At 65.5% G+C, this 22,044-nt stretch carries 14 protein-coding genes; 4 read left to right on the top strand and 10 right to left on the bottom strand.

Annotation, left to right across the window (positions count from 1 at the left end; all coding sequences use genetic code 11):
* Positions 1-127: 127 nt before the first annotated feature.
* The 4 genes from ISP20_RS15905 to ISP20_RS15890 are packed head-to-tail and all read right to left on the bottom strand — an operon-like array spanning position 128 to position 5,124.
* On the bottom strand, positions 128-1,339 hold the full coding sequence (locus ISP20_RS15905) for an AGE family epimerase/isomerase (RefSeq protein ID WP_204637089.1): 1,212 nt from the start codon (positions 1,337-1,339) through the stop codon (positions 128-130).
* The gene (locus ISP20_RS15900) at positions 1,336-2,313 is read right to left on the bottom strand and encodes a carbohydrate kinase family protein (RefSeq protein WP_204637088.1); all 978 of its coding nucleotides are present in this window, start codon (positions 2,311-2,313) and stop codon (positions 1,336-1,338) included. Before ISP20_RS15900 ends, ISP20_RS15905 begins: the two co-directional genes overlap by 4 nt.
* A 14-nt stretch (positions 2,314-2,327) precedes the next feature.
* A complete protein-coding gene (locus ISP20_RS21855; protein ID WP_204637087.1) occupies positions 2,328-4,031 on the bottom strand; it encodes a sugar MFS transporter in 1,704 nt (567 codons plus the stop codon).
* 43 nt (positions 4,032-4,074) lie between these two features.
* Positions 4,075-5,124, bottom strand: a complete 1,050-nt coding sequence (locus ISP20_RS15890; protein WP_204637086.1) for a LacI family DNA-binding transcriptional regulator — start codon at positions 5,122-5,124, stop codon at positions 4,075-4,077.
* Between the two features lie 157 nt (positions 5,125-5,281).
* Here ISP20_RS15890 and ISP20_RS15885 point away from each other — a divergent pair, with 157 nt between their 5' ends.
* The 4 genes from ISP20_RS15885 to ISP20_RS15870 all read left to right on the top strand — a co-directional run bounded on the left by ISP20_RS15885 (position 5,282) and on the right by ISP20_RS15870 (position 11,631).
* Positions 5,282-7,684 (top strand): GH92 family glycosyl hydrolase, encoded by a 2,403-nt coding sequence (locus tag ISP20_RS15885; protein WP_204637085.1) that lies wholly within the window; start codon positions 5,282-5,284, stop codon positions 7,682-7,684.
* An 86-nt stretch (positions 7,685-7,770) separates the two neighbouring features.
* Positions 7,771-9,567 (top strand): sensor histidine kinase, encoded by a 1,797-nt coding sequence (locus tag ISP20_RS15880; RefSeq protein WP_204637380.1) that lies wholly within the window; start codon positions 7,771-7,773, stop codon positions 9,565-9,567.
* Positions 9,564-10,010, top strand: a complete 447-nt coding sequence (locus tag ISP20_RS15875) for a response regulator (protein ID WP_204637084.1) — start codon at positions 9,564-9,566, stop codon at positions 10,008-10,010. The genes ISP20_RS15880 and ISP20_RS15875 overlap by 4 nt, the downstream gene beginning before the upstream one ends.
* A gap of 67 nt (positions 10,011-10,077) precedes the next feature.
* Entirely contained in the window at positions 10,078-11,631 is a 1,554-nt protein-coding gene (locus ISP20_RS15870; RefSeq protein ID WP_239535958.1) for an ATP-binding response regulator, read from the top strand.
* 1,100 nt (positions 11,632-12,731) lie between these two features.
* Here the strand turns inward: ISP20_RS15870 and ISP20_RS15865 are convergent.
* From ISP20_RS15865 to ISP20_RS15840, 6 genes are all read right to left on the bottom strand, one after another.
* Positions 12,732-14,138: a sigma-54-dependent transcriptional regulator gene (locus ISP20_RS15865; protein WP_204637082.1), complete on the bottom strand. Its 1,407-nt coding sequence runs from the start codon at positions 14,136-14,138 to the stop codon at positions 12,732-12,734.
* A 77-nt stretch (positions 14,139-14,215) separates the two neighbouring features.
* Entirely contained in the window at positions 14,216-15,283 is a 1,068-nt protein-coding gene (locus ISP20_RS15860; RefSeq protein WP_338031022.1) for an alpha/beta hydrolase, read from the bottom strand.
* Positions 15,280-16,974, bottom strand: coding sequence for a trehalase family glycosidase (locus tag ISP20_RS15855; RefSeq protein WP_204637081.1), 1,695 nt, complete (start codon positions 16,972-16,974; stop codon positions 15,280-15,282). Before ISP20_RS15855 ends, ISP20_RS15860 begins: the two co-directional genes overlap by 4 nt.
* A gap of 49 nt (positions 16,975-17,023) precedes the next feature.
* Positions 17,024-19,273, bottom strand: a complete 2,250-nt coding sequence (locus ISP20_RS15850; protein ID WP_204637080.1) for a glycoside hydrolase family 65 protein — start codon at positions 19,271-19,273, stop codon at positions 17,024-17,026.
* Positions 19,274-19,313: 40 nt separating this feature from the next.
* Positions 19,314-20,765, bottom strand: a complete 1,452-nt coding sequence (locus ISP20_RS15845) for a sulfatase family protein (RefSeq protein WP_204637079.1) — start codon at positions 20,763-20,765, stop codon at positions 19,314-19,316.
* Positions 20,762-22,024: an MFS transporter gene (locus ISP20_RS15840; RefSeq protein WP_239535956.1), complete on the bottom strand. Its 1,263-nt coding sequence runs from the start codon at positions 22,022-22,024 to the stop codon at positions 20,762-20,764. The genes ISP20_RS15845 and ISP20_RS15840 overlap by 4 nt, the downstream gene beginning before the upstream one ends.
* Positions 22,025-22,044 lie beyond the last annotated feature (20 nt).

Genomic DNA, 22,044 nt, shown 5'->3' with positions numbered 1-22,044 from the left:
CTTGTGCGCGACAAGCCAACGGAGCGATACCTCCCGGCGTGGCTTGTCGCGCACAAGTGCGCTCCCACAGTAGCCCTGCAACTTTGATTACGGACTACCTTTCACCAACAAACCCAACCAGGATTCCCTACGGAACCCCACCATCCCGCACCAGCGCCATCACCTCATAGCACGCACCCATGGTGTGATAGTCGGTCTTGCCAGCTGGACTCTTCTCGTCGTCGTACTTGCGATTGTCACGGGTAAGGATGCGATACCACGCACCGTACTTGTGGTCGACGAAATGCTTCCACGAATAGGCCCACAGCTTCTCGTACCACGCATCGTATTCGGCCAGGCCGGTACGGGCGTGCAGCAGCGCGGCGGCGGCGAGCGATTCGGCCTGCACCCAGAAATACTTGTCGTCGTCGCAGACCTTGCCGTCGGGTGCGAAACCGTAGGCCATGCCGCCGAACTCGTTGTCCCACGAATTGGCCAGCGCGGTGTCGAACAGGTGCTTGGCGGTGGGCGCCAGCCACTCCACCTCTCGCCCGCGCTCCAGCAGCAGCGGCTCCATGATCAGCAGCAGCTTGGCCCATTCGGTTTGATGGCCGGGCTGGAAGCCCCATGGGCGGAACAGGTGCTTGGGATTGTCGAGGTTGTACTTCCAGTCGACGTTCCAGTTCACGTCGTAGTGTTCCCACACCAGGCCATCGGCCTTGGCGGCCTGGCGGCGGGTCATGTTGTCGGCGAGCTGCAGTGCGCGTTCCAGGTAGCGCGGTTCGTCGCTGGCCTGGTAGGCGGCGAGCATCGCCTCGCACATGTGCATGTTCGCGTTCTGGCCGCGATAGTCGGTGAACTGCCACTGGTCGTTCGCCTCGTCGCGATAGAGGCCTGCATCGGCATCCCAGTAACGCTGCTCGAGCAGTTCCCACGTCTCGTCCATCCACGCTTCGGCCTCATGCACGCCGGCCTTCTTCGCGGTCGAGTAGGCGAGCAGCACGAAGGCGACGCCGTACGCGTGGTACATGGTGTCTTCGGGCTTGCCGTCGCGGATCGTCCACGCATAGCCGCCGGTGGCCGGATTGCGGTGCACCTCGCGCAGGTAGCGCAGGCCGTGATGGACGGCATCGAGGTACTCGGCGTTGCCGAACTCGTTGTACGCCATCGCGTAGTTGAAGACGAAACGCGTGCTGCTCACCAGGTGACGGTGGCTGCGATCGTAGATCGTGCCGTCGTCCTTGTAGTAATGAAAGAAGCCGCCGGCCGGATCGATCGCGTGCGGGTGGTAGAACGCCATGGTCTGCGCAATGTGTTCGCGCAGGAACGCCTCGCTGCGGAAATCGGGCGTGGTGGTCATGCGTAGGTCTCCATGAAACTCAGCACTTCGGCTTCGTCGGGAATGGCCGAGAACGAACCCTGGCGCGTCACGGTGAGCGCGCCACAGGCCGCTGCGAAGCGCAGGGCTGCATGCAGGCGGGGCAGTTCGGTGATCAGGTGATCGATGCGATCGTCGGTGTGTTCGAGCATGGCCAGCTGATAGAGCAGGCCGCCGACGAACGCATCGCCGGCCGCCGTGGTGTCCACCGCAGGCACGGTGTACACCGGCAGCTCGCCTTCCACGTCGGGATGGAACCAGCGCAGCGCCTTCGCACCATCGGTGATGATGACCAGGCGCGTGCGGCCTTTCCACAGCTTTTCCAGCGCGGCTTCTTCGCCGTCCACGGCGAGCCAGGCGAATTCCTCCGCGCTGAGCTTCACCACGTCGGCCAGATGCAGCGCCGGCCACAGCAGCGGTCGCGGTTCCACCTGGCGCGGCCACAGGGCGGGGCGCAGGTTGAGATCGAAGCTCACCAGCGCGCCCGCCGCGTGCGCGCGACGCATGCCGTCGCGGGTGGTTTCCGCCAGCGCGGCATCGGTCATGCTGTTGGAGCAGACGTGGAAGACGGCCGTGCCCTCGAAACTTTCCGCATGGAAATGTTCGGGACGGAACAGCAGGTCGGCCGACGGTGGACGATAGAAGCTGAAGCTGCGTTCGCCGCTGGCATCCAGCGACACGAACGCGAGCGCGGTGTTCGCTTCATCGGTGCGCGCCACGCCGTTCGTATTCACGCCGACACGCTTGAGGCTGTCGAGCAGGAAGTCGCCGAACATGTCCTTGCCGAGCATGCCGGCAAAGGCGGCATCGCCGCCCAGGCGTGCCACGGCCACGGCTACGTTGGCCGGCGCGCCGCCCGCGTAGGGCACGAAGCTGCGCGGAAAGCCGGCTTCGTCGCCGCCTTCGCTGTGAAAGTCGATCAGTGCTTCGCCGAAGCAGAGGATAGTGCGTGACATCAACGGGAAACTCGTCAGTGGGGAGCGGGCGTGACGGGGTCGCGAACCAGCGAGCCGCGCAGACCGTAGAACACGATGTAGCCGTAGCAGAGCAACGGCAGGATAAAGGCGTGCTGGATGCCCATATGGTCGGCCAGCAGGCCCTGCGCCAGCGGCAACAGCGCGCCGCCGACGATGGCCATGATCAGCAGGCTCGAGGCCTTGCCGGTGAGCGGACCCATGCGTTCGATGCCGAGCGCAAAGATGGTCGGGAACATGATCGAATTGAACAGGCCGATGGCGATCACGCTGACCATCGCCACGTCGCCGTGGGTGAGCATGGTGGTGAGCACCAGCAGGCCGGCCACGCCCGCGAACGCAGCGAGCAGCTTGCGCGGGTTGATGTAGACCAGCAGCGCCGAACCGGCCAGGCGGCCGACCATGGCGCCGCCCCAGTACAGCGACACATAGTGCGCCGCCTGCTGCTCGCTCATGTGGCCGATCTCAGGCAGCGACAGGTAGTTCACCAGGAAGCTGCCGATCGACACTTCCGCGCCGACGTAGAAGAAGATCGCCAGCACGCCGAACAACACGTGGCTGTGGCGCAGCGCGTCCATCAAGGTGTGGTGCGTGGTGTCGGCCGCTTCGGTCGACTCGGTCAGCGGCGGCAGGCGGAACAGCCACACCACCACGGCGAGGATGAGCAATGCGCAACCCAAGCCGAGGTACGGCTTCTGCACCAGCTCGGCCTGCTGCTGGCGATAACCGGTCAATTGCTGCGACGTGGCCGGAGCCAGGTCTGCACGCACCTTTGCCAGCTGAGCGGCATCGTCGGCATTGAGATGCGAGGAGGCGAGCTTGTCCAGCGCAGTGGCCAGATTGGCCGCCGGCAACGCGGCCAGTTGCTGCTGCGACAGCGAGGCCAGCGTGGCCAGCAAGGGTGCACCCGAGAGCTTGTCCAGCGCGTGCGGCAGCTGGTCCGCGGGAAGGCGCGCGATACCCGCGGCCACGTCGCTGGCGGGGAGACGGTCAAGCGCGCCGGCGGCGGCATCGTTCAATGCGGCCACCAGGCGTTCCGGCGGTGCCTGGCGAATCGCGTCGACGGCCTGCGCGGGCGGCGCATCGTTGAGCGTCTGCACCAGTTGCACGGTTTCCGGCGCCTTGCGTACGGCATCGGGCACGCTGAAAGCCACGGCGGAAAGAATCAGCAGACCGCCGAACCAGGGGCCTAGCGTCGTGCCCAGCGAATTCATCGCCTGCGCGAGGGTAAGGCGGCTGGAGCTGGTGCGTTCCGGGCCGAGCAGCGCCACGTACGCATTCGCCGCCACCTGCAGCACGGTAATGCCGGTGGCCAGCACGAACAGCGCGGCAAGGAAGGCCGGGTAGGCATGCGACCACGCCGCCGGCCAGAAACCGAACGCGCCTACCGCGGCGATCGCCAGTCCCGCCACGATGCCCTTCTTGTAACCGAGCGCCGCGACCAGCCGTCCTGCCGGCAGCGACATCAGGAAATACGCGCCGAAGAAGGTGAACTGCACCAGCATCGCCTGCGCGTAGTTCAACTCGAACACGGTCTTCAGATGCGGGATCAGGATGTCGTTGAGGACGGTCAGGAAACCCCACATGAAGAAGATCGTGGTGGTGACCGCCATCGCCATCGGGTAATCGGTGTAGCGCGTGGAGCCGGAGGCCGGCGACGACGATGTCGCCGACTGAGTGGGAGGTGCTGCAAAGGCCATGCGGAATCCGTGGGTCAGGAAACGTGGATCAAGGACATATGGATCAGAGAGGGGGACAACTGCTTTCGCGCACGACCAGTTCCACCGGCGCGATGATGGTGCCCGAGGGCGCCTGCGGATCGCGCAGGCGGGCGAGTAGCATCTCCGCCGCCTGGCGCCCGCGTGCGCGGGGAGCGGTGGACAGCGTGGTGAGCGAAGGCATGCTCATGGAGGCTTCTGAAATATCGTCGAAGCCGGTGATGGCGAAATCGCGCCCCGCCTGTCGTCCATGTTGATGCAGGCCCAGCATCAGGCCCAGCGCCACCGCGTCGTTGTAGCAAACGGCGGCGGTGGGCGCGCTGCCCTTGCCTTCGAACAACTCACCCGCGGCCCGCGCGGCGTCGATGCGTGTCGGCGTGCTCTGCACGCGCCACTGCGCTTCCACCGGCAGACCGGCCGCCTGCATCGCCTGCGCATAGCCGGCATGGCGTTCGCGGGTGGAGCTGGCGTGGTCGTGCCCGCCGAAGAAGGCGATATGGCGATGACCCTGCTTGATCAGGTGTTCGGTGGCCTGGCGGGCGCCGCGCTCGTTGTCGAGCATCAGCCGGTCCCAGTGCGCGTATTCCGGCAGCTCGCCGCCCAGCTCGCGGTTGAACAGCACCACCGGCGTGTGGGTGCCCACCGCGGCGAGCACCTTGCGGGCTTCGCTGTCTTCGGCAGGCGAAAGGATGATGCCGCCCGGTCCGTGCTCGATCAGCGAGCCGAGCACGGCGTGCTCGCGCTCGGCCGAGTCGCCGGAGCTGCCCAGCAGCGTCACGAAGCCGGCCGTGCCCAGGGTTTCGTCCACGCCCGCAGCGAATTCGGCGAAGAACGGGTTCGCCAATTCGTTGATGACCAAGGCCACGCTCGACGACGTACGCCGGCGTAGGTTGGCCGCGGCCCGGTTGTAGACGTATCCCTGGCGCCGCAGTTCTTCCTCGACCCGTGCCCGGGTAACCTTATTGACGAGGGGACTGCCACGCAGCACCAGCGAAACCGTGGCGCGAGACACACCGCAGCCGGCTGCGATGTCGTTGAGTGTGATCTTTCTACCGACCGGGGTCTGGCTTTCCATCGCAGGCCTGGGTTGATTGGAACGATCCAAAGGTACCTGCGTCCGCCCGCGAACGGAACCGATTTCGATGGCGCGACGCAGCATGCAACGATGCCTGCAGAGATGTTAGCTTCAGGCGAAATTAGAACGATTCAAATCTACTCGTTCGGGGAATTCTATGCGTTCTTTGCGTTTCCGTGCATGGCTGCCCAGTTTGTTGGCCGCCGCGGTCTCTTTTTGCCTGGCTGCACCGGCTCCCGTGAGGGCGGCCGAGGGGCATTCGGTCGATGTGGACCCCCGCATCGGCACGGGCGGCGACGGCCATACCTTCCCCGGCGCCACGGTGCCGTTCGGCATGATCCAGCTGTCGCCGGATACGGCCATGCCGGACTTCAAGCACGCCTACAAGTGGGCCGCCGGCTACCAGTACGGCGACGGCAGCCTGCTGGGCTTCTCGCATACGCATTTCTCCGGCTCCGGCCATTCGGACCTGGGCGACGTGCTGGTGATGCCGATTGCCGGCGACGTGCGCCTGGAGCAGGGCGACCCGGCCAAGCCCGGCAGCGGCTACCGCTCGCGCTTCAGCCACGACAGCGAGGTGGTGCAGGCCGGCTACTACGCCGTGACGCTGAGCGACTACAACGTCCGCGCCGAGCTGACCGCCGGTCGCCGTATCGGTTGGCATCGCTATACCTTCCCGGCGGGCAAGCCGGCACACCTGTTGCTTGACCTGCGCCCGAGCATCTACGACTACGAGGGCAAGGTGCTGTGGGCCAGCCTGCGCGTGCGCGAAGACGGCACCGTCACCGGCTGCCGCACCACGCGGGGCTGGGCACCGGGCCGCGAGCTGTGCTTCGCCATGCGTTTCTCGCAGCCGATGGCGTCGCGCACGCTCTACAACCGCGAAACCGACATCCTCTACAAGGGCTTCAAGGGCCCGGGCTATCAGCCGGAAGACCATGACGCACAAGGCGGCCGCGCGCTCGAAGGCGTGTTCGACTTCGGCATGCTCAAGCAGCCGCTGGGCGTGAAGGTGGCCATTTCCTCGGTAAGCGAAGCCAACGCCATCGCCAACCTCGATGCCGAGGGCCAGGGCTGGGACTTCGATGCGCGCCGCGCCGAAGCCCGCGGCCAGTGGGACAAGGCGCTCGCCGCCATCGATGTGGAAGGCAGCAAGGATCAGCGCGTCGGCTTCTATACCTCGCTCTATCACGCGTTGCTGTCGCCCACCCTCAGCATGGACGTGAACGGCCAGTTCCGCGGCCCGGATGGCGCCGTGCACGAGGCCGTCGACAAGAACGGCAAATTCGAATTCCACTCCACCTGGTCGCTGTGGGACGTGTACCGCGCACAGCAGCCGCTGATGGCGTTGTTGATGCCCGAGCGCAGCAGCCACTTCATCCGCTCGCTGATTGCCTCGCGTGAAACCAGCCCGTTCGGGATCCTGCCGGTATGGGCGTACCAGGGCCTGGAGACCTGGTGCATGATCGGTTACCACGCCGTGCCGGTGATCGCCGATGCCTACGTGAAGGGCGTGCGCGGCTTCGACGCCGACGCCGCGCTGAAGGCGATGGTGGCCAGTGCGACGTATGCGCCGTATGGCGACCTGGGCGATTACATGAAGCTCGGCTACGTGCCGATCGACAAGGAACCCGAAGCCGCATCCAAGACGCTCGAATACGCCTACGACGACTGGTCGCTGGCGCAGATGGCCAAGGCGATGGGCCGCAAGGACATCGCTGCGACCTTCGACAAGCGTGCCGGCAACTGGCGCAATGCGTACGACCCGAAGACCGGCTTCATGCGCGCACGCAAGACCGATGGCAGCTTCCGCGAACCGTTCAACCCCGATGCGGCCGGCTACGGCAGCGACTACACCGAAGGCAATGCGTGGCAGTACTCCTGGTACGTGCCGCAGGACGTCGCCGCGTTGATCAAGGCGATGGGCGGCGACGACAAGTTCGTCAGCAAGCTCGACAGCGTGTTCGAGGCCAAGGTCGACAAGTCGCACTTCGCCAACGTCGAGGACATCACCGGCCTGATCGGCTGGTACGCGCACGGCAACGAGCCCAGCCATCACCTGGCCTATCTCTACGACTACGCGGGCGCGCCGTGGCAGACCCAGAAGCGCCTCAAGCAGATCATGGACAGCCAGTACGCCAACCGTCCGGACGGCCTGGCCGGCAACGACGACCTCGGCCAGATGTCGGCCTGGTACATCTTCTCGGCGCTGGGTTTCTATCCGGTGACGCCGGCCAGCGACGAGTACGCGATCGGCCGCCCGTTCGTGGGGCGTGCCACCCTGCATCTGCCGGGCGGCAAGACCTTCACCGTCACGGCCGATCCGCTGGATGACGCCCACCCGTATGTCGGTTCGGTGACGCTCAACGGCAAGCCGCTGGAGCGGGTGTTCCTGCGTCACGGCGAAATCGTTGCCGGCGGCGAGCTGCACTTCACCATGCAGGCCGAGCCGAACCGGGCCTGGGGACAAGCCGCAAACGCCCGCCCAGCCTCGATGAGCGTGTCTACGACCAAGGTCTCGGCTAGTTCGGACAAAAAGTCAGGGAAAACGCCGCTTTAAGAGGTGGCGTTAGCTGGGGTGATTCTGCAACCATGCCTGACATGTTGCGCTCATCCTGGAAACTGGCGTCGACGTTACGGCCGGCCATGAAGGACCGCGTCGCCCTGCGCTGGCGCCTGGGCGGTCTGCTGGCGGCTGTGCTGGTGATCGTGGCCTTGCCCTACGTGGTGACGCGCAGCGGTGCCAGCGAAGCCATTCAGGCCAATGAGCGAGTCACCCACTCCAGTGAGGTGAAATCGCTTACCTACCGTATCGCCTATGTCACCAGGGACAGCGAGGCGGCCATCTACCGGCTGCTCCACGGCGATGCGGATGCGACGGTGCGCATGCGCGCCGAACGGGCCGCGCACGAAACGCCTGGCCTGCTGCAACAGCTGCGCGACATGACGCGCGACAGTCCGGACCAGCAGGCGCTGATCGGCTCGCTCAGTTCCACCGTCAGCGGACGTCTCGCGCTGAGCGGCCAGGCCATCATGCGGCACGATCACGGCGATGACGCCGGCGCATCGGATGCGATGCGCGACTCCGGCACCTTGTTCAAGATGGACGATCTGATCGACGGGATCGTGCGCAACGAGAACGGCACGCTGCTCAATCGCCGCGATGCGGCCAACCGCGAATCGTTCAACAGCGAACTGGCGCTGACCATCACGGCGATTGCGCAGGTGCTGTTGCTGACCATCGTGGTGATCGTGTCCGAGCGGCAGATCAGCCGCCGCCTGCGTGCCGAAGTGCGCGAAGGCCAGGCCGTGCAGCGTTCGCAGCTGATCGTGCAGGCCGTGCGCGAACCCATCGCGCTGCTCGACTCCACCCTGGGCACCCTGCTGGTCAATGCGGCCTTTGGCGAACTGTATGGATTGCCGCCCGATTTCCGGCAATCGCTGCCGCTGACCGAGATCGGCGACGGCGCCTGGAGCGACGGCGCGCTGCTGCAACGCTTGAACGACGTGCTGCTGCTGGATCGCGAGCTGTGGGATTACGAACTCATCCAGCGCACCGTCGATGGCGTCGACCGTCACGTGGTGATCAATGCCCGCCGCCTGGAGCAGGACAACGGCGGCGATCCGGTCTTGCTGCTCACCCTCAGCGACGTCACCGCCCGTGCGCTGGTCGAGCAGCAGGTGAAGGAACTCAACCGCCAGCTCGAAGGCAAGATCGAGCAGGTATCGGATGTGAACCGCGAGCTGGAAGCCTTCAGCTATTCGGTGTCGCACGACCTGCGTGCACCGCTGCGCCACATCAGCGGATTCGCCGGCAAGCTGCAGCAGCACCTGGGCGAGGGCGCGGACGAACGTTCGCGCCACTACATCGAAGTGATCAATGACGCGGCTAGGCGCATGGCGCTGCTGATCGAAGACCTGCTGGTATTCTCGCGCCTGGGTCGCGGCGCGCTGCGCCTGCAGCCGGTGGACATGCAGTCGCTGGCGGACGAGGCGCGCGCGCTGGCCGAAACCGATGCGCACGGCCGCCACATCGTATGGTCGATCGCGCCGCTGCCGATCGTCATCGGCGACGAGAACATGCTGCGCACGGTGTGGCAGAACCTGATGGGCAACGCGGTGAAATACACCGGCAAATGCGAAGTGGCGCGCATCGACGTGGACGTGCAGCGCCACCGCGACGGCAGCTACGAATTCGTGGTGAGCGACAACGGCGCCGGTTTCGACATGCAATACGCGGGTAAACTGTTCGGCGTGTTCCAGCGCTTGCATCGTGCCTCGGAATTCCCGGGCAACGGCATCGGCCTGGCCAACGTGCGTCGCATCGTGACGCGACACGGCGGACGTGTGTGGGCCGACGCCCAGCCCGGGCAGGGCGCGCGTTTCCACTTCACCCTGCCGTCCTCGGACCTCGCAGAAAGCTTCGCGCAGAGGCGCCCATGAACCATCGAGACCTGCGTACCATCCTGCTCGTCGAGGACAGTCTCGCCGACGCTGAAATGGCCCTGGATGCGCTGGCCGGTGCCCACCTGGCCAACCCGGTGGTGCATGTCGAAGACGGCGTGGACTGCCTGGACTACCTTTATTGCCGCGGCGAATGGGCCGGGCGCGAACCGGTCGATCCGGCCGTGGTGCTGCTGGACATCAAGATGCCGCGCATGAGCGGCCTCGAAGTGCTCACGCAGTTGCGTGCCGACGACCGCTTCCGCCGCGTGCCGGTGGTGATCCTGTCATCGTCGCGGGAAGAGAGCGATCTGGCGCGCAGCTGGGACATCGGCGCGAATGCGTACGTGATCAAGCCGGTCGACGTCGACCAGTTTTTCGAAGCGGTACGAACCCTGGGGCAGTTCTGGGCAGTCCTCAACCAAGGGCCTGACCATAGCTGAGCGCAACGAAATGGCAACGGTTAGCGGCACGACGGAGTAGTTGAACGTGGACAGGCAGCAGTGGGCGTTGCCCCGAATCCGTGTACTGCAGATCGAGGATAGCCAGCTCGATGCGGAGCTCGTGTTGTCCGAACTGGACGCCGATCACATCGAATACGACGTGACCCTGGTGGATGCCGAACGCGAGTACCTCGCGGCGCTCAACGAATTCCAGCCGGACATCGTGTTGTCCGACCTGAGCATGCCGGGGTTCTCGGGCCAGCGCGCGCTGGACATCCTGCGCGAACGCGACCAGGACCTGCCTTTCATCTTCGTCTCCGCCACGCTGGGCGAAGAAGCCGCCATCGAAGCGCTTCGCAATGGCGCCACCGATTACATCCTCAAGCAGAATCCCGCACGACTCGCCTCCGCCGTTCGCCGCGCCATGCGCGAGGCGGAAGCGCAACGCGCGCGGCGACGCGCCGAAACCGAACTGATCCGCGCGCAGCGCTTCGAGAGCCTGGCCATGCTGGCCGGTGGCCTCAGCCACGACTTGCGCAACCTGCTGCAACCGTTGCTGCTCGCCGGCGACAGCCTGCAGGACTATCAGGACGACCCGCGGCTGGCGCGCCTGGGCCGGCTGGTGCGCGATTGCGGCAAGCGCGGCCTGGACATGGTGCAGTCCATGCTGTCCTTCGCGCGTGGCGCGCGCCGTGCCGAGCAGGTGCGCGTGAGCGCGCTGCTCGAAGCACTCGGCCTGCTGCTGCAAGGCAGCGTGCCGCGCAATGTGACGCTTGAGCTGGACGATTGCGATCCCGAACTGAGCTTCGACGGCAATCACACCGAGCTGCAGCAATGCCTGCTCAACCTCAGCCTCAACGCACTGCAGGCGATGCCCGAGGGCGGCAAGCTGCGCATCGGCACCTCGCTCGCCGCGCTGCCGGAACATTTCTTCCAGCCAGGCGAGGAACGCCGCGAAGGCAACTACGTCTGCCTTACCGTGACCGATACCGGCACCGGCATGGACGACGCGGCGTTGCGGCATCTGTTCGAACCGTTCTACACCACCAAGGAGAGCGGCACGGGCCTGGGACTGGTGTCGTGCAAACGCATCATCACCGCACACGGCGGCGTGATGCGCGTGGAAAGCGCGCCCGGCGAGGGCACCAGTTTCCACATGCACATCCCGCTGATGCAGCAGCCTGCCGATGTGGAAGAGCAGGAGACAGCGAACCTGCAGGGCGAAGCCGAACGCGTGCTGGTGGTGGTGGAAGAGGCCGGCCAACTCTCGCTGCTGGTCGATACGCTCGACTCGTGGGGCTACCAGGCCCACGCGAGCCAGAGCGGTACCGCGGCGTTGCAGTGGCTGGAGGCGCAGGGTGTGCCGGATCTGGTGGTGCTGGATGCGGACATGAACCTGTTTACGGGCGTGCGCACCTTGGCGGCCTTGTTCGACCACGGTTATCGCGGCGCGGTGCTTTTGCTCGCGCGGCCCGACGCGCCGCCGGACATGGACGAGCTGCCGGTGATGGAGCATCTGTATCTGATCGACAAGCCGATCTCGACGTTGCGGTTGTTGAAGACGGTGAGGGAGGCGTTGGAGGCGAGTGCGGCGGGGGCGGGGCCGCCGGCGCCGATGTGAGGTAGCGCGTGCTCTTGCTCCCTCTCCCCTCCGGGGAGAGGGTTGGGGTGAGGGGCGGGTGCTCGCGGGAACGTTCCCTAGCTTGTCATCCCGGCGCAGGCCGGAGGCGCTTCTCAACAGCCGAATGGCTGGTCATCCAGAGCCTCAGTGTTTAGTTGTCGCGATACGGCGACCTGGCTCGCCTGCCGCGGGCTTCCGTCCTCCTGCCGGAGGCCGGGTTACTTTCTCTTGCTTGCCCAAGAGAAAGTAACCAAAGAGAAGGGCCCCCCGGATGACGCGCCTTGCGGGCCTAGCGGCCCTCCAGGTGCGCGGGTGGGCTCCGGGGTTTTTCGACAGGGCATCCTGCCCTGGCGAAAAACTGGCCCGCATCCATGCGGGCCACCCTGCGGGCTGATCCTCCACCCACCCGCCGCGTCATACGGGGACCCCTGAGAGCCAAGAGCCAAGAGCCAAGAGCCAAGAGCCAAGCCAAGAGCCAAGAGCAGAGCCAAGAGNGATGACGCGCCTTCCGGGCTTCGCCCTCCAGGTGCGCGGGTGGGCTCCGGGGTTTTTCGACAGGGCATCCTGCCCTGGCGAAAAACTGGCCCGCATCCATGCGGGCCACCCTGCGGGCTGATCCTCCACCCACCCGCCGCGTCATACGGGGACCCCTGAGAGCCAAGAGCCAAGAGCCGGAGCCGGAGCCGGAGCCGGAGCCGGAGCCAGGAGCTAAGAGCGAGAGCTACAGGGCTACTGTGGGAGCGCACCCTGTGCGCGACAAACTTACGGAGCGATACATCCCAGCGCGGCTGTCGCGCACAGAGTGCGCTCCCACAGAAAGCACGCGGGTTCCCGCGAGCACCCGCCCCTCTCCCCGGAGCGGAGAGGGAGAAGCGAGTTGCAATGGATTGCCGAACTATTGTGGGAGCGCACTTGTGCGCGACAAGCCGACGGAGCGGTACATCCGGCGTGGCCAGTCGCGCACAAGTGCGCTCCCACAGGAAAGCGTGCACGAACGGAGATGGGCAGAGGCGGATGCGAAGCGAGACTCGGAATGACGATCCAAAAACAAAAAAGGCCGCAACAAGTGCGGCCTTCTCGTGTGCATCGACAAACCACCCTCAGTCGATACCCAGCTTCTTCAACTTGTAACGCAGCGCCCGGAACGTAATGCCCAGCTTCTTTGCCGCCGCCGTCTTGTTGTAGCGCGACTCCTCCAGCGCCTTGATGATCGCCGTGCGCTCAAGATTGCTGATGTAGTCGTCAAGGCCGCCATTGGCAGTCGGTGCCGCCGCTGCAACCGGCGTCGGTTCGGCGGCTGGCGTGCCAGTGGCAGCAGGTGCTGGCGCTTCGGCATGCGAGCGGGCGGAGCGTTGCGGCAGCATCAGGTCGCTGACGTCGATCTGGTCGCCGTCGCACATCGCCATGGCGCGTTCGAGGATGTTCTCCAGTTCGCGCACGTTGCCGGGGAAGTCGTAGCTGTCCAGCGCCTGTTGCGCGGCCGGCAGCAGGTGGCCCGGGGTGCCGCCGCTCTTGTTGGCGAGCTGGCGCAGGACGAAGTTGGAGAGCTGCGCCACGTCGCCGCGGCGTTCGCGCAGCGGCGGTACGCGCAGTTCGATCACGTTGATGCGGTAGAACAAGTCCTGGCGGAACTGGCCTTGTTCCACCAGCGCGGCAAGGTTCTTGTGCGTGGCGGAGAGAATGCGCACGTCCACCGGCACTTCCTCGCGCGCGCCGATCGGGCGCACGGCCTTTTCCTGGATCGCGCGCAGCAGTTTCACCTGCATGTGCAGCGGCAGTTCGGCCACTTCGTCGAGGAACAAGGTGCCGCCGTGGGCGGCCTGGAACAGGCCTTCCTTGTCGCCGACCGCGCCGGTGAAGCTGCCTTTGCGATGGCCGAAGAACTCGCTTTCCATCAGTTCGGACGGAATGGCGCCGCAGTTCACCGGCACGAACGGGCCGGTGGCGCGCGGGCCCTGCTCGTGGATCAGGCGGGCGACCAGTTCCTTGCCCACGCCCGATTCGCCGGCGATGTACACCGGCGCCTGGTTGCGCGCGAGCTTGCCGATGGTGGCGCGCACCTGCTGCATGGCCGCCGAGTCGCCGATCAGGCGTTCGTTGCCGTCGGGCTTGGCGGCGGCCTGGCCGCTACGTTTTTCCTCGGCCAGGCGCAGTGCCGTGCGCACCAGGCGGCGCAGCATCTGGATGTCGACCGGCTTGGAAACGAAATCGAAGGCGCCCGCCTTGAGCGCGCTGACCGCCGCGTCCACGTTGCCGTAGGCGGTGATCATCGCCACCGGCGTGTCGGGATGTTCGGCGGAAATCAGCTCCACCACCTCATGGCCGTTGCCGTCGGGCAGGCGCATGTCGGTGAAGCAGAGGTCGTAGTGCCGTTCGGCGAGGGCGCGTCGGGCTTCGGTCACGGTACCCACCGCATCCACCAGCAAATCCATGCGGCCGAGGGTGATGGTGAGAAGCTCGCGAATATCGCGTTCGTCGTCGATGACCAGAACGGTCTGTTGGCTCATGTCGTCACTGTTTGCTGTGGACACGGCTAGGATAACCGCCCCCCTCGCGGGGGGCAAAGATTCATCTGCGCGAATGCCTACCCGCGCGTCAAATGTTTGTCGAAGAATTTCACGATGGTCGCGTAGGCCGCCCTGGATTCAGGCATCTCCGGGTCGGAGAAGAAGGAGTGCCACATGCCCTCCCACACCTGCAGTTCGGTGGCCACGCCAGCCTGGCTGAGCAGGGTCTGGCTGCGGATGACCGCGCTCATGGCCGCATCGCGGGTGCCGGTAATCAGCAGGGTGGGCGGGAACTGGTGCAGCAATTCCGGCGAAAGTCCGGGAAAAACCAGCGGATCGGTCGCCTTGCTGCCCTTGAAGTAGGGCAGCTCGCCCAGCCGCAGCGGGTGGTCCGGGACCGGGGCGCCGTTGAGCAGCGGGCCCACCATCACCGAATCGCCGGCCATATCCACCACCGACCCGCAGAAGGTGCCGATGGCGCCGGGCACGGGCAGCTTGTCGGTGATCAGCCGCGCCACGGCCTCGCCGGTGAGCACGCCGCCGGCCGAACAGCCGTAGATGCCGATGCTGCCGGGCTTGTACTGCTTGAGCAGGGCGCGATAGACGGCCTCCACGTCCTCGCTGGCGGCGGGAAAGACGTTCTCAGGGCCCTGCCGGTAGTCCACGCTGATCACCTTGATGCGGCCCAGGCTGGCGATCGGGATGGATTCCACCAGCGCGCCGCTATGCGCGCCCCACAGGAAGGCGCCCCCGTGCAGGTTGATCAGCACGCGCCCCTGGTTCTCGGGTGCGATGCCCTGGGCGGGCTCGACGACATCCGTCAGCACGCCAGCGATGGTTTCGCGATGGGTCTTCACCGGGTAAAGCGCCATCAGGCGATGGGCGCGGTCGGTGTTCATGCGGTCGTAGAACGCGCGGCTCTGTTCGATCGGCGCGGTAATCGGCGGCGCCTTGCTGCCGGCGGCGAGCATCTTGGGAAAGAAGGCGCGCGCCTCCGGTGAAGCTTCCGAGGAGTACGGCAGGGTGATCTTGCCCACGTGCACGCTGCCGTCGGCGCTGACGGTGGGCTTGGCTTCCTGCGCGTGAAGCACGCCGCACGACATCACTGCGGCGAGCGCAAATCGAAGCGCGACGCCGCGCTTCACGGCGTCTTCTCCGTCTTGGCGGCGGGGGCGGCCTTCTTCGCCTTGCCATCGAGCAACTCGTGCAGCTTCAGCCAGACGCCGTTGGTCCAGCCGAAGCCGACCACGTTCTCGCTGTAGCCGGCCATCACTTTCACGTCGGCGTTGCCGAGCACCATGTTGTATTTCTCGCGGATGGTGCCGTCGTCGGCCAGACCCTGGTCGACCGTGGCGGCGAACTTGCCGGCGAGGCGGCGCGCGTCGTCGTGGAAGCCGTAATCATCCAGACCCTTCACTGCCAGCCAGTTGGTGGGCGCCCAGCCGAACGGTTCGCCCCACTGCACGCCGGCCGCATGGTTGTCCATGCTCAGGCCGCCCTTGCGCTCGAACACCTTGAGCTTGCTGCGCAACGCCGCGGCCTGTTGCGGTGAAGCCATGCCGGCCCACAGCGGGTAATACGTCGTCACATACGGATACGGCGACGGCTTGCCGGCGATGAAGTCGTAGTCGAGATACATGCCGGCCTGCGCATTCCACAGGTACTTGTCCATCGCCGACTTGCGCGCCTCGGCGGCCTTGGCCCACTGGTCCGCCTCGCCGGCCTTGCCGAGTTGCAGGGCGAAATCGTGCAGGTCGCGTTCGTAGCGATAGAGCAGGCTGTTGAGGCTGGCGTCCGCGTAGTGATGGGTGGAACCGCCGAACGGGCCGAAATGCGCGTTGGTGTCGAAGCCCGATTCGCGCATCGCGCGGTCGCCGTGGAAGTAGTCGGCGGTGAGGCGATAACCGTCCACCCACGCGCCTTCGCACACCTTCGATGCGCGCACGTCGCAGCTGGCGTCCTTCAATTGCGCCGCCTCCGCATCGTTCGGATGCTCGGCGCCCTTGATCAGGTAACCCGGGTCGTCCTTCGGATGCGCGCGCAGCCAGCGGATCACGCTCTTGTAGTACTCGCTGTCCTTCGCTTCCAGCACCGGGCCACTGCCCAGGTCGTAATAGCGCGACAGCCCCGTATCGCCCGCGCGATGTTCGGGCCGCGTCCAGATCTCATAGTTGCGCACTGCCAGCGGATACGCCCTGGCCAGCCATTCGCGTCGCGCATCGGCACTGGCGAAAGCGGCCGGATCGTCCAGCACCGCCGCCATCATCGCGGTGAGGAAGGGCGGCTGCGAGCGGCTGAGGTAATACGTGCGGTTGGCGTTGAGCACGCCGCCGTAGTTCTCCACTTCGTACAGCGCGTTGTCGACCATGTCCTTGGCCAGGTCGAGGCGATGATCCGATACCAGCCCGATCTGGATGAAGTAGCTGTCCCAGCCGTACATCTCGTTGAAGAAACCGCCCGGCACCACGTACGGATGCGGCAGGTAGAGCAGGCCTTGCTGCGGCAGCTTGGTCGCGTCGATGTCGCCCAGCTGTTCGACCTTCTTCGGCAGCGGACGCACATCGACGCCGCAGCGTTTGCCGATCGCCGTCACGGCCTCCGGCACGGCCTGCCCGGCGGGAACATAGAGCACCGGATGCCCGACCACCTTGGTGTCGACCAGCGCCGCGCAGTCTTCCTGCGAACGCGTGAGCGTGGTCCAGGCCTTGTCGATATAGGCGCGCGTCTTGACCGGATCGGGCGTGCCGGCAGCGAACGCCGTGGTGGCCATGGCGCAGCACAGCGCCATGGCGGCAAGGCGAGGACGAAGCAACGATGGATGGGCTTGGCGGGTCATATCGGCTCCCGGGTGGGTGCGTGATCGTGGGTCTTCATCGCGTTGGCGCTTACAGCGTCTTGCGCGTCAGGTGTGCCTTGCCGTCGGCGCCATACTCGACGGTGATGTCGTACTGCTTGCCGCGGAAATGCACGCCCTTGAGCTGCATCGATTTCCACGCCGACGGCAAGGTCGGTGCGTAGGCTTCGGTGAGGCCGTCGTCGTCGATGCGCAGGCCGCTCAGTCCGTAGACGAAGCTCTGCACGAAGCCGGCCGAGGTGGCGAGGATGTAGCCCGCGTTGTTCGCTACCGTTTCGGTGCGCACATTGAACGGCGGCTTGAGGAAGCCGACCAGGTTGCGCTGGATCCAGTCGTTGGCACCCTGCGCGTCGCCCAGCTCGGCCGAGCCGACGGCCAGCATCACCATCATCATCTCGTTCGGATCGTCGCCGTGTTCCTTCAGCTCGTGCAGCTGGAAGTCGAAATCGTTGCGGCGGATCTGCGGCGTCATCGGCAGGTCAAGGTTGGGATACATCAGCCACGCCAGCGACGAACCCATCCAGGTGATCTTGTCGTGCGGCACCGACGCGTCGAAATCGAGATGGCGCTGGTTTTTCTCATCGAACGGGATGTACATCTTGTCGGCGATCACGCTCCACTGCGGATCGGCAGGCGCACCCACCTTCTTCGCCGCCTTCACCGCGATGCGCAGCGCCTTCTGTGCCACCGCATTGGTGAACGAGTCGTTCGGCACGTCGTCGTAGGCCTCGTCGGGCGAGGTGACGTGATGAATCTCGTAGCGGTCGTTGGCCTTGTCGTAGCTGACGCGGCTGGCCCAGAACGTGGCCACCTGTTCGATCACCGGCCAGCCGTATTGCTTGAGCCACGCCTCGTCGCCAGTGGCGTTGTAGTACTGCCACTGGGCGATCGCGATGTCGGCATTGACGTGGACCTCGCGGAACACGCCATAGGCAAAGTGCGGGGTGTAGTCCTTGCCGGTTTCCGGATCGGATTCCCACGGATACATGGTGCCCTTCACGCCGTACTGCTTCGCGCGCTCCTGTGCGGGGCCGATGGTGCGATGACGGAACATCACGATCGGCTTGGCGCGCTCCGGATGCAACAACAGCAGCGCGGGGAACACCCACGAATCGCTATCCCAGAACGCATGGCCGGCATAACCCGGAGTGAGCGCACACGCGCCCATCGGCCAACTGGTGCCCACCGTGGTGTTGGACAGCAGGTAATACAGATCCGAATGCACGGCCTGCTGGACCTTGGCATCGCCGTCGATGCGGATATCCGACTTCCACAGTGCATGCCAGGCCGCCTGATGCCTGGCGAGCAAGCTATCGAAGCCGGTCTTGCGTGCCTGTGTGGCGAGCGCGAGGTCGGCCTGCGCATTGCCGCCCCAGCCTTCGCGCGAGGCAGCTATGTACTTGGTGAAGCTGTAGCTCTGGCCTTTGTGCAGCTTGGCCTTGAGGTTCAGCGAGAGCTTGTACGGGCCTTGCTCCAGCTGCACGTCTTCGACCTCGAGCCCCTTGGGCAATTCCACCGCCACCGCCTGCGCCACCGCCACGCCTTGCTCGGCGCGTCCGTCCAGCCACAGCGTCAGCGTCTTGGTGTCGCCGCCATTGGATGCGACCCGCACCACGCCGGGATACCACACGGCCGCGCGGTCCGGCGTCGGCACCGGTTTGTTGTCGAGGTTCTGGCCGCTGGCGATCACCGCGGCGATCATCTCGTCGCCGGTCATCTTGCCGATCGGGAAGCGCGGCTGGTGTTCCGACCACAGGCGAATCGGAAAGGTCAGCTGCACACTGCCGTCGAACTGCGGCGTGAGGGTGAGGCGGGTGGCGGCGAGATGCCCCGCATCCTGGCTGACGAAGGTGGTGACCTGCACGTCGGTGGACTTGTTGGCGTACACGAAGCGGTACTTCGTGCTCAGCGTGGCGCCATACATGTCCAGCGTCTGCGAGTAGTCGGTGAAGATCTCCTTCGCCACGCGGGTGGAATTGAGCCAGCCGCCGCCCGGGTTGTAGTCGATCTCGTTCCAGCCCGGCATGGCGGCGGGGCGGGCGATATCGTCCTTCGCATAGTCCATGGTCGCCACCATGTAGCCCATGGTGGGCTCGGTGCCGCGCACCGAGGTGAGCGTGGAGTAATAGCCGTTGGCCAGATAACTCGGGAAATAGCTGCCGAACTGTTCCGACGTGCCGGTCAGCACGAAGCTGGGGTCGGTGGCTGCGCTGACGCGGGCGGCGACCGACAACAGGCCGAGCGCAACCAGGCGGGGAAGGTGTCGTAGCGGGGATGTCATGGGCTTGCGCATTCCTCGTTGCAGCGGTCGAACCTCGCGCTCAGCGTGCGGGTCCAAAGGGATTGGTGATGCCGGCCATCCACGGGTCGTGGGTGGCGGTGCGCCAGCGCGCCAACTGCGCGCGGACATCGGCCAGCGCGGCGGCATGCGCCGGGTCGCTGGCCAGGTTCACGATCTCGTCGGGGTCGGCGTGCAGGTCGTAGAGTTCTTCATCGGGCCGGTGTTCGAACGCTCCCAGCGACCGTTTGCCCAGGCGGGCGCCGGGCGTGGAGGTGATCGCCTTCCACGAGGGCGACAGCGCCACGTCGCTGGCAATCGGCACGCGCAGGCTGGGCTGCAGATTCAGGAAATAGCTGTAGCGCCGCGTGCGCAATGAACGAGTGGGGTAGTACTGATCGATCTCGTGGAACGAGTGCGTAGCAAACACCTCGTCCCAACCGCCGGGCGATGACTGCTCCAGGATCGGTAGAAGCGAACGACCGGGCAGTGGCAAATACCGATAACCCTGCGGCGGTGACACGCCGGCCCAGTCGAGAATGGTCGGCGTGATGTCGATCCAGCTCACCATCGCGTTGTTGCGGATGCCACGACGCGCGGCGTGCGGCGCCCGCACGATCAGCGGCAGATGAATGCCTTCGTAGTAGAGATTGTCCTTGGCGCCGGGAAACGGACGGCCGTTGTCGGACAGATAGATCACCAGCGTGTCGTCCGCGTGCCCGGAGGCTTCGAGTTCGCGCAACAGGATGTCCACGCCGCTGTCCATGCGGCTGACGGCTTCGTAGTACTGGGCGAGATCTTCGCGCACACCCGGAAGATCCGGCAGATGCGAGGGAATGGTCACGTCCTGTGGCCGATAGCGCATGCGCTTCACTTCCGGCCAGTCGCGCGTATTGCCGAACTGCGAAGGGTCGCCCGCGCGATGCGGATCGCTATAGCCCATGGTCAGGAAGAACGGGCGCGTGCCTTGCGCCCGCATCCATTGCCCGGCGGCGTGTCCCATCGCCGCCACGTCGCGGTTGCCGGCTTGTTCGGGCAGCAGCCACGCATCGTAGGCCAGCGCGGCTTCCGGCTTCACGTGCAGCTTGCCGACCAGCGACGTGGCATAGCCGTGCTGCTTGAGCATCCACGGCAGCGTCTTCACGTCTTCCAGCAACGAGAAGTTATGCACGTCGTGCGAAAGGCCGTACATGCCGTTGGTATGCGAATAAAGGCCAGTGTAAAGAGTGGAGCGGCTCGAGCTGCAGGAAGACACCGAGGCATAGGCGTCGGTGAACAGCGTGCCTTCGCGGGCCAGCCGATCCAGTGTCGGCGTATGCACGGCACTGCCCAGGCTCGACATGTCGTAGCCATGATCGTCGGCCACGATCAGCAGCACGTTGCGCATGCGCCCCGTCTGCTTCGCGCTGCCGGTGCCCGACCATGCCTTCGATGTCAGCGCCGCACCCGCAGCGACCATGCCCGACGCCAGGAACTGGCGGCGCGTGAAACTCACGCCGTGCCCTCCGGCGCCAGCATGGGCGGCACCGCGAAGCGATCGGTTTCGCGCTTGAAGAAGAACAGCGTCACCAGGATCAGCGTCATCGGCACCAGCGAGAAATAGAACGCATGGATGCCGCCGAAGTTGGTGAAGACGATGGCGGTGATGCGCGAACCCAACGTGCCGCCGAGCGCGGAGAAAATCACGATGAGGCCGGTCATGGCCGCATGCGAGGGCTTGGGCAGCGAGCTCAACGCCACCGAATTGATCACCGGATAGATCGGCGCCATCAGCAGGCCGATCAGCGGAATCAGGTAGGCGGCGATCGGCGCATTGAACCAGCCCACATCGACGCCCACCACCGCATGGCGCGCCAGCGGCAGCACCAGCAGGATCAGCGCACCCATGCCGACCACGCACAGGTTGAGCAGCACGTGCCAGGACATGCGCCGCAGCAACTGGCCGGCAATGATGCGCCCCAGCGCAGTGGCACCGGCGAGAATGCTCGCCATCTGGATGCTCATCGCATTGGGCAGCTTGAGGATCTCGTTGTTGAAGGTCGGCAGCCAGGTGCTGAAGCTCTGCTCGATCAACACATAGAGGAAGGCGGAGAGCAGGAACACGTAGACCAGCGTGCGCATCAGCAGGCAGTACATGTCGCGCAGGGCCTGGCCCATCGACAGCCGCACTTCGCCATGCGCCGCCGATTCGTCCAGCCGCGCGCCCGACAGCAGCGCCACCGTGCCGAAACACAGCACGGCCAGCACCCAGTACACGTTGAACCACGAGGGGTTGGCCGGGTTGCCATGATCGATGAACGCACTGAACAGCCAACCGCTGGCCAACACGCCGAGCATGAACAGCCCCTCGATGGTGTTGGTGAGCCGGCCGTGCTCGGCCTTGCTGTCGGTCAGCAGGCCGATGGAGGAATACACGGACACCTTCGCCAGCGCGAACGACACGCCCACGCAGGTGAACAACAATTCGGTGGTATGGAAGCTGGGGAACAACGGCATCAGCACGCAGGCGCTGCCCACGATGCACAAGGCCAGCATCATCGCGCGGCGATAGCCCAGCCGCGGCAGGAACGAAGCCACCAGGAACGAGGTGACGGCGATCGGCAAGTCCTTGAACAGTTCCAGCAGGCTGGCCTGCGGCTTGTCGATGCCGAAGGTGTGGATCGACTGCAGGATGACCGTGCCGACGCTGTTGAGCAGTATCGCGAACACCATGTAGATCGATGCCAGCGCGACGACCATGCGGAACCGGTTCATGCACACCCCGTAGTGAGGTT

The sequence above is a fragment of the Dyella kyungheensis genome (genome assembly GCF_016905005.1).
Classification (GTDB): Bacteria; Pseudomonadota; Gammaproteobacteria; order Xanthomonadales; family Rhodanobacteraceae; genus Dyella; species Dyella kyungheensis.
Note: the sequence above shows the minus strand (reverse complement) of the source record. Positions and strands in the feature narration are given on the sequence as shown.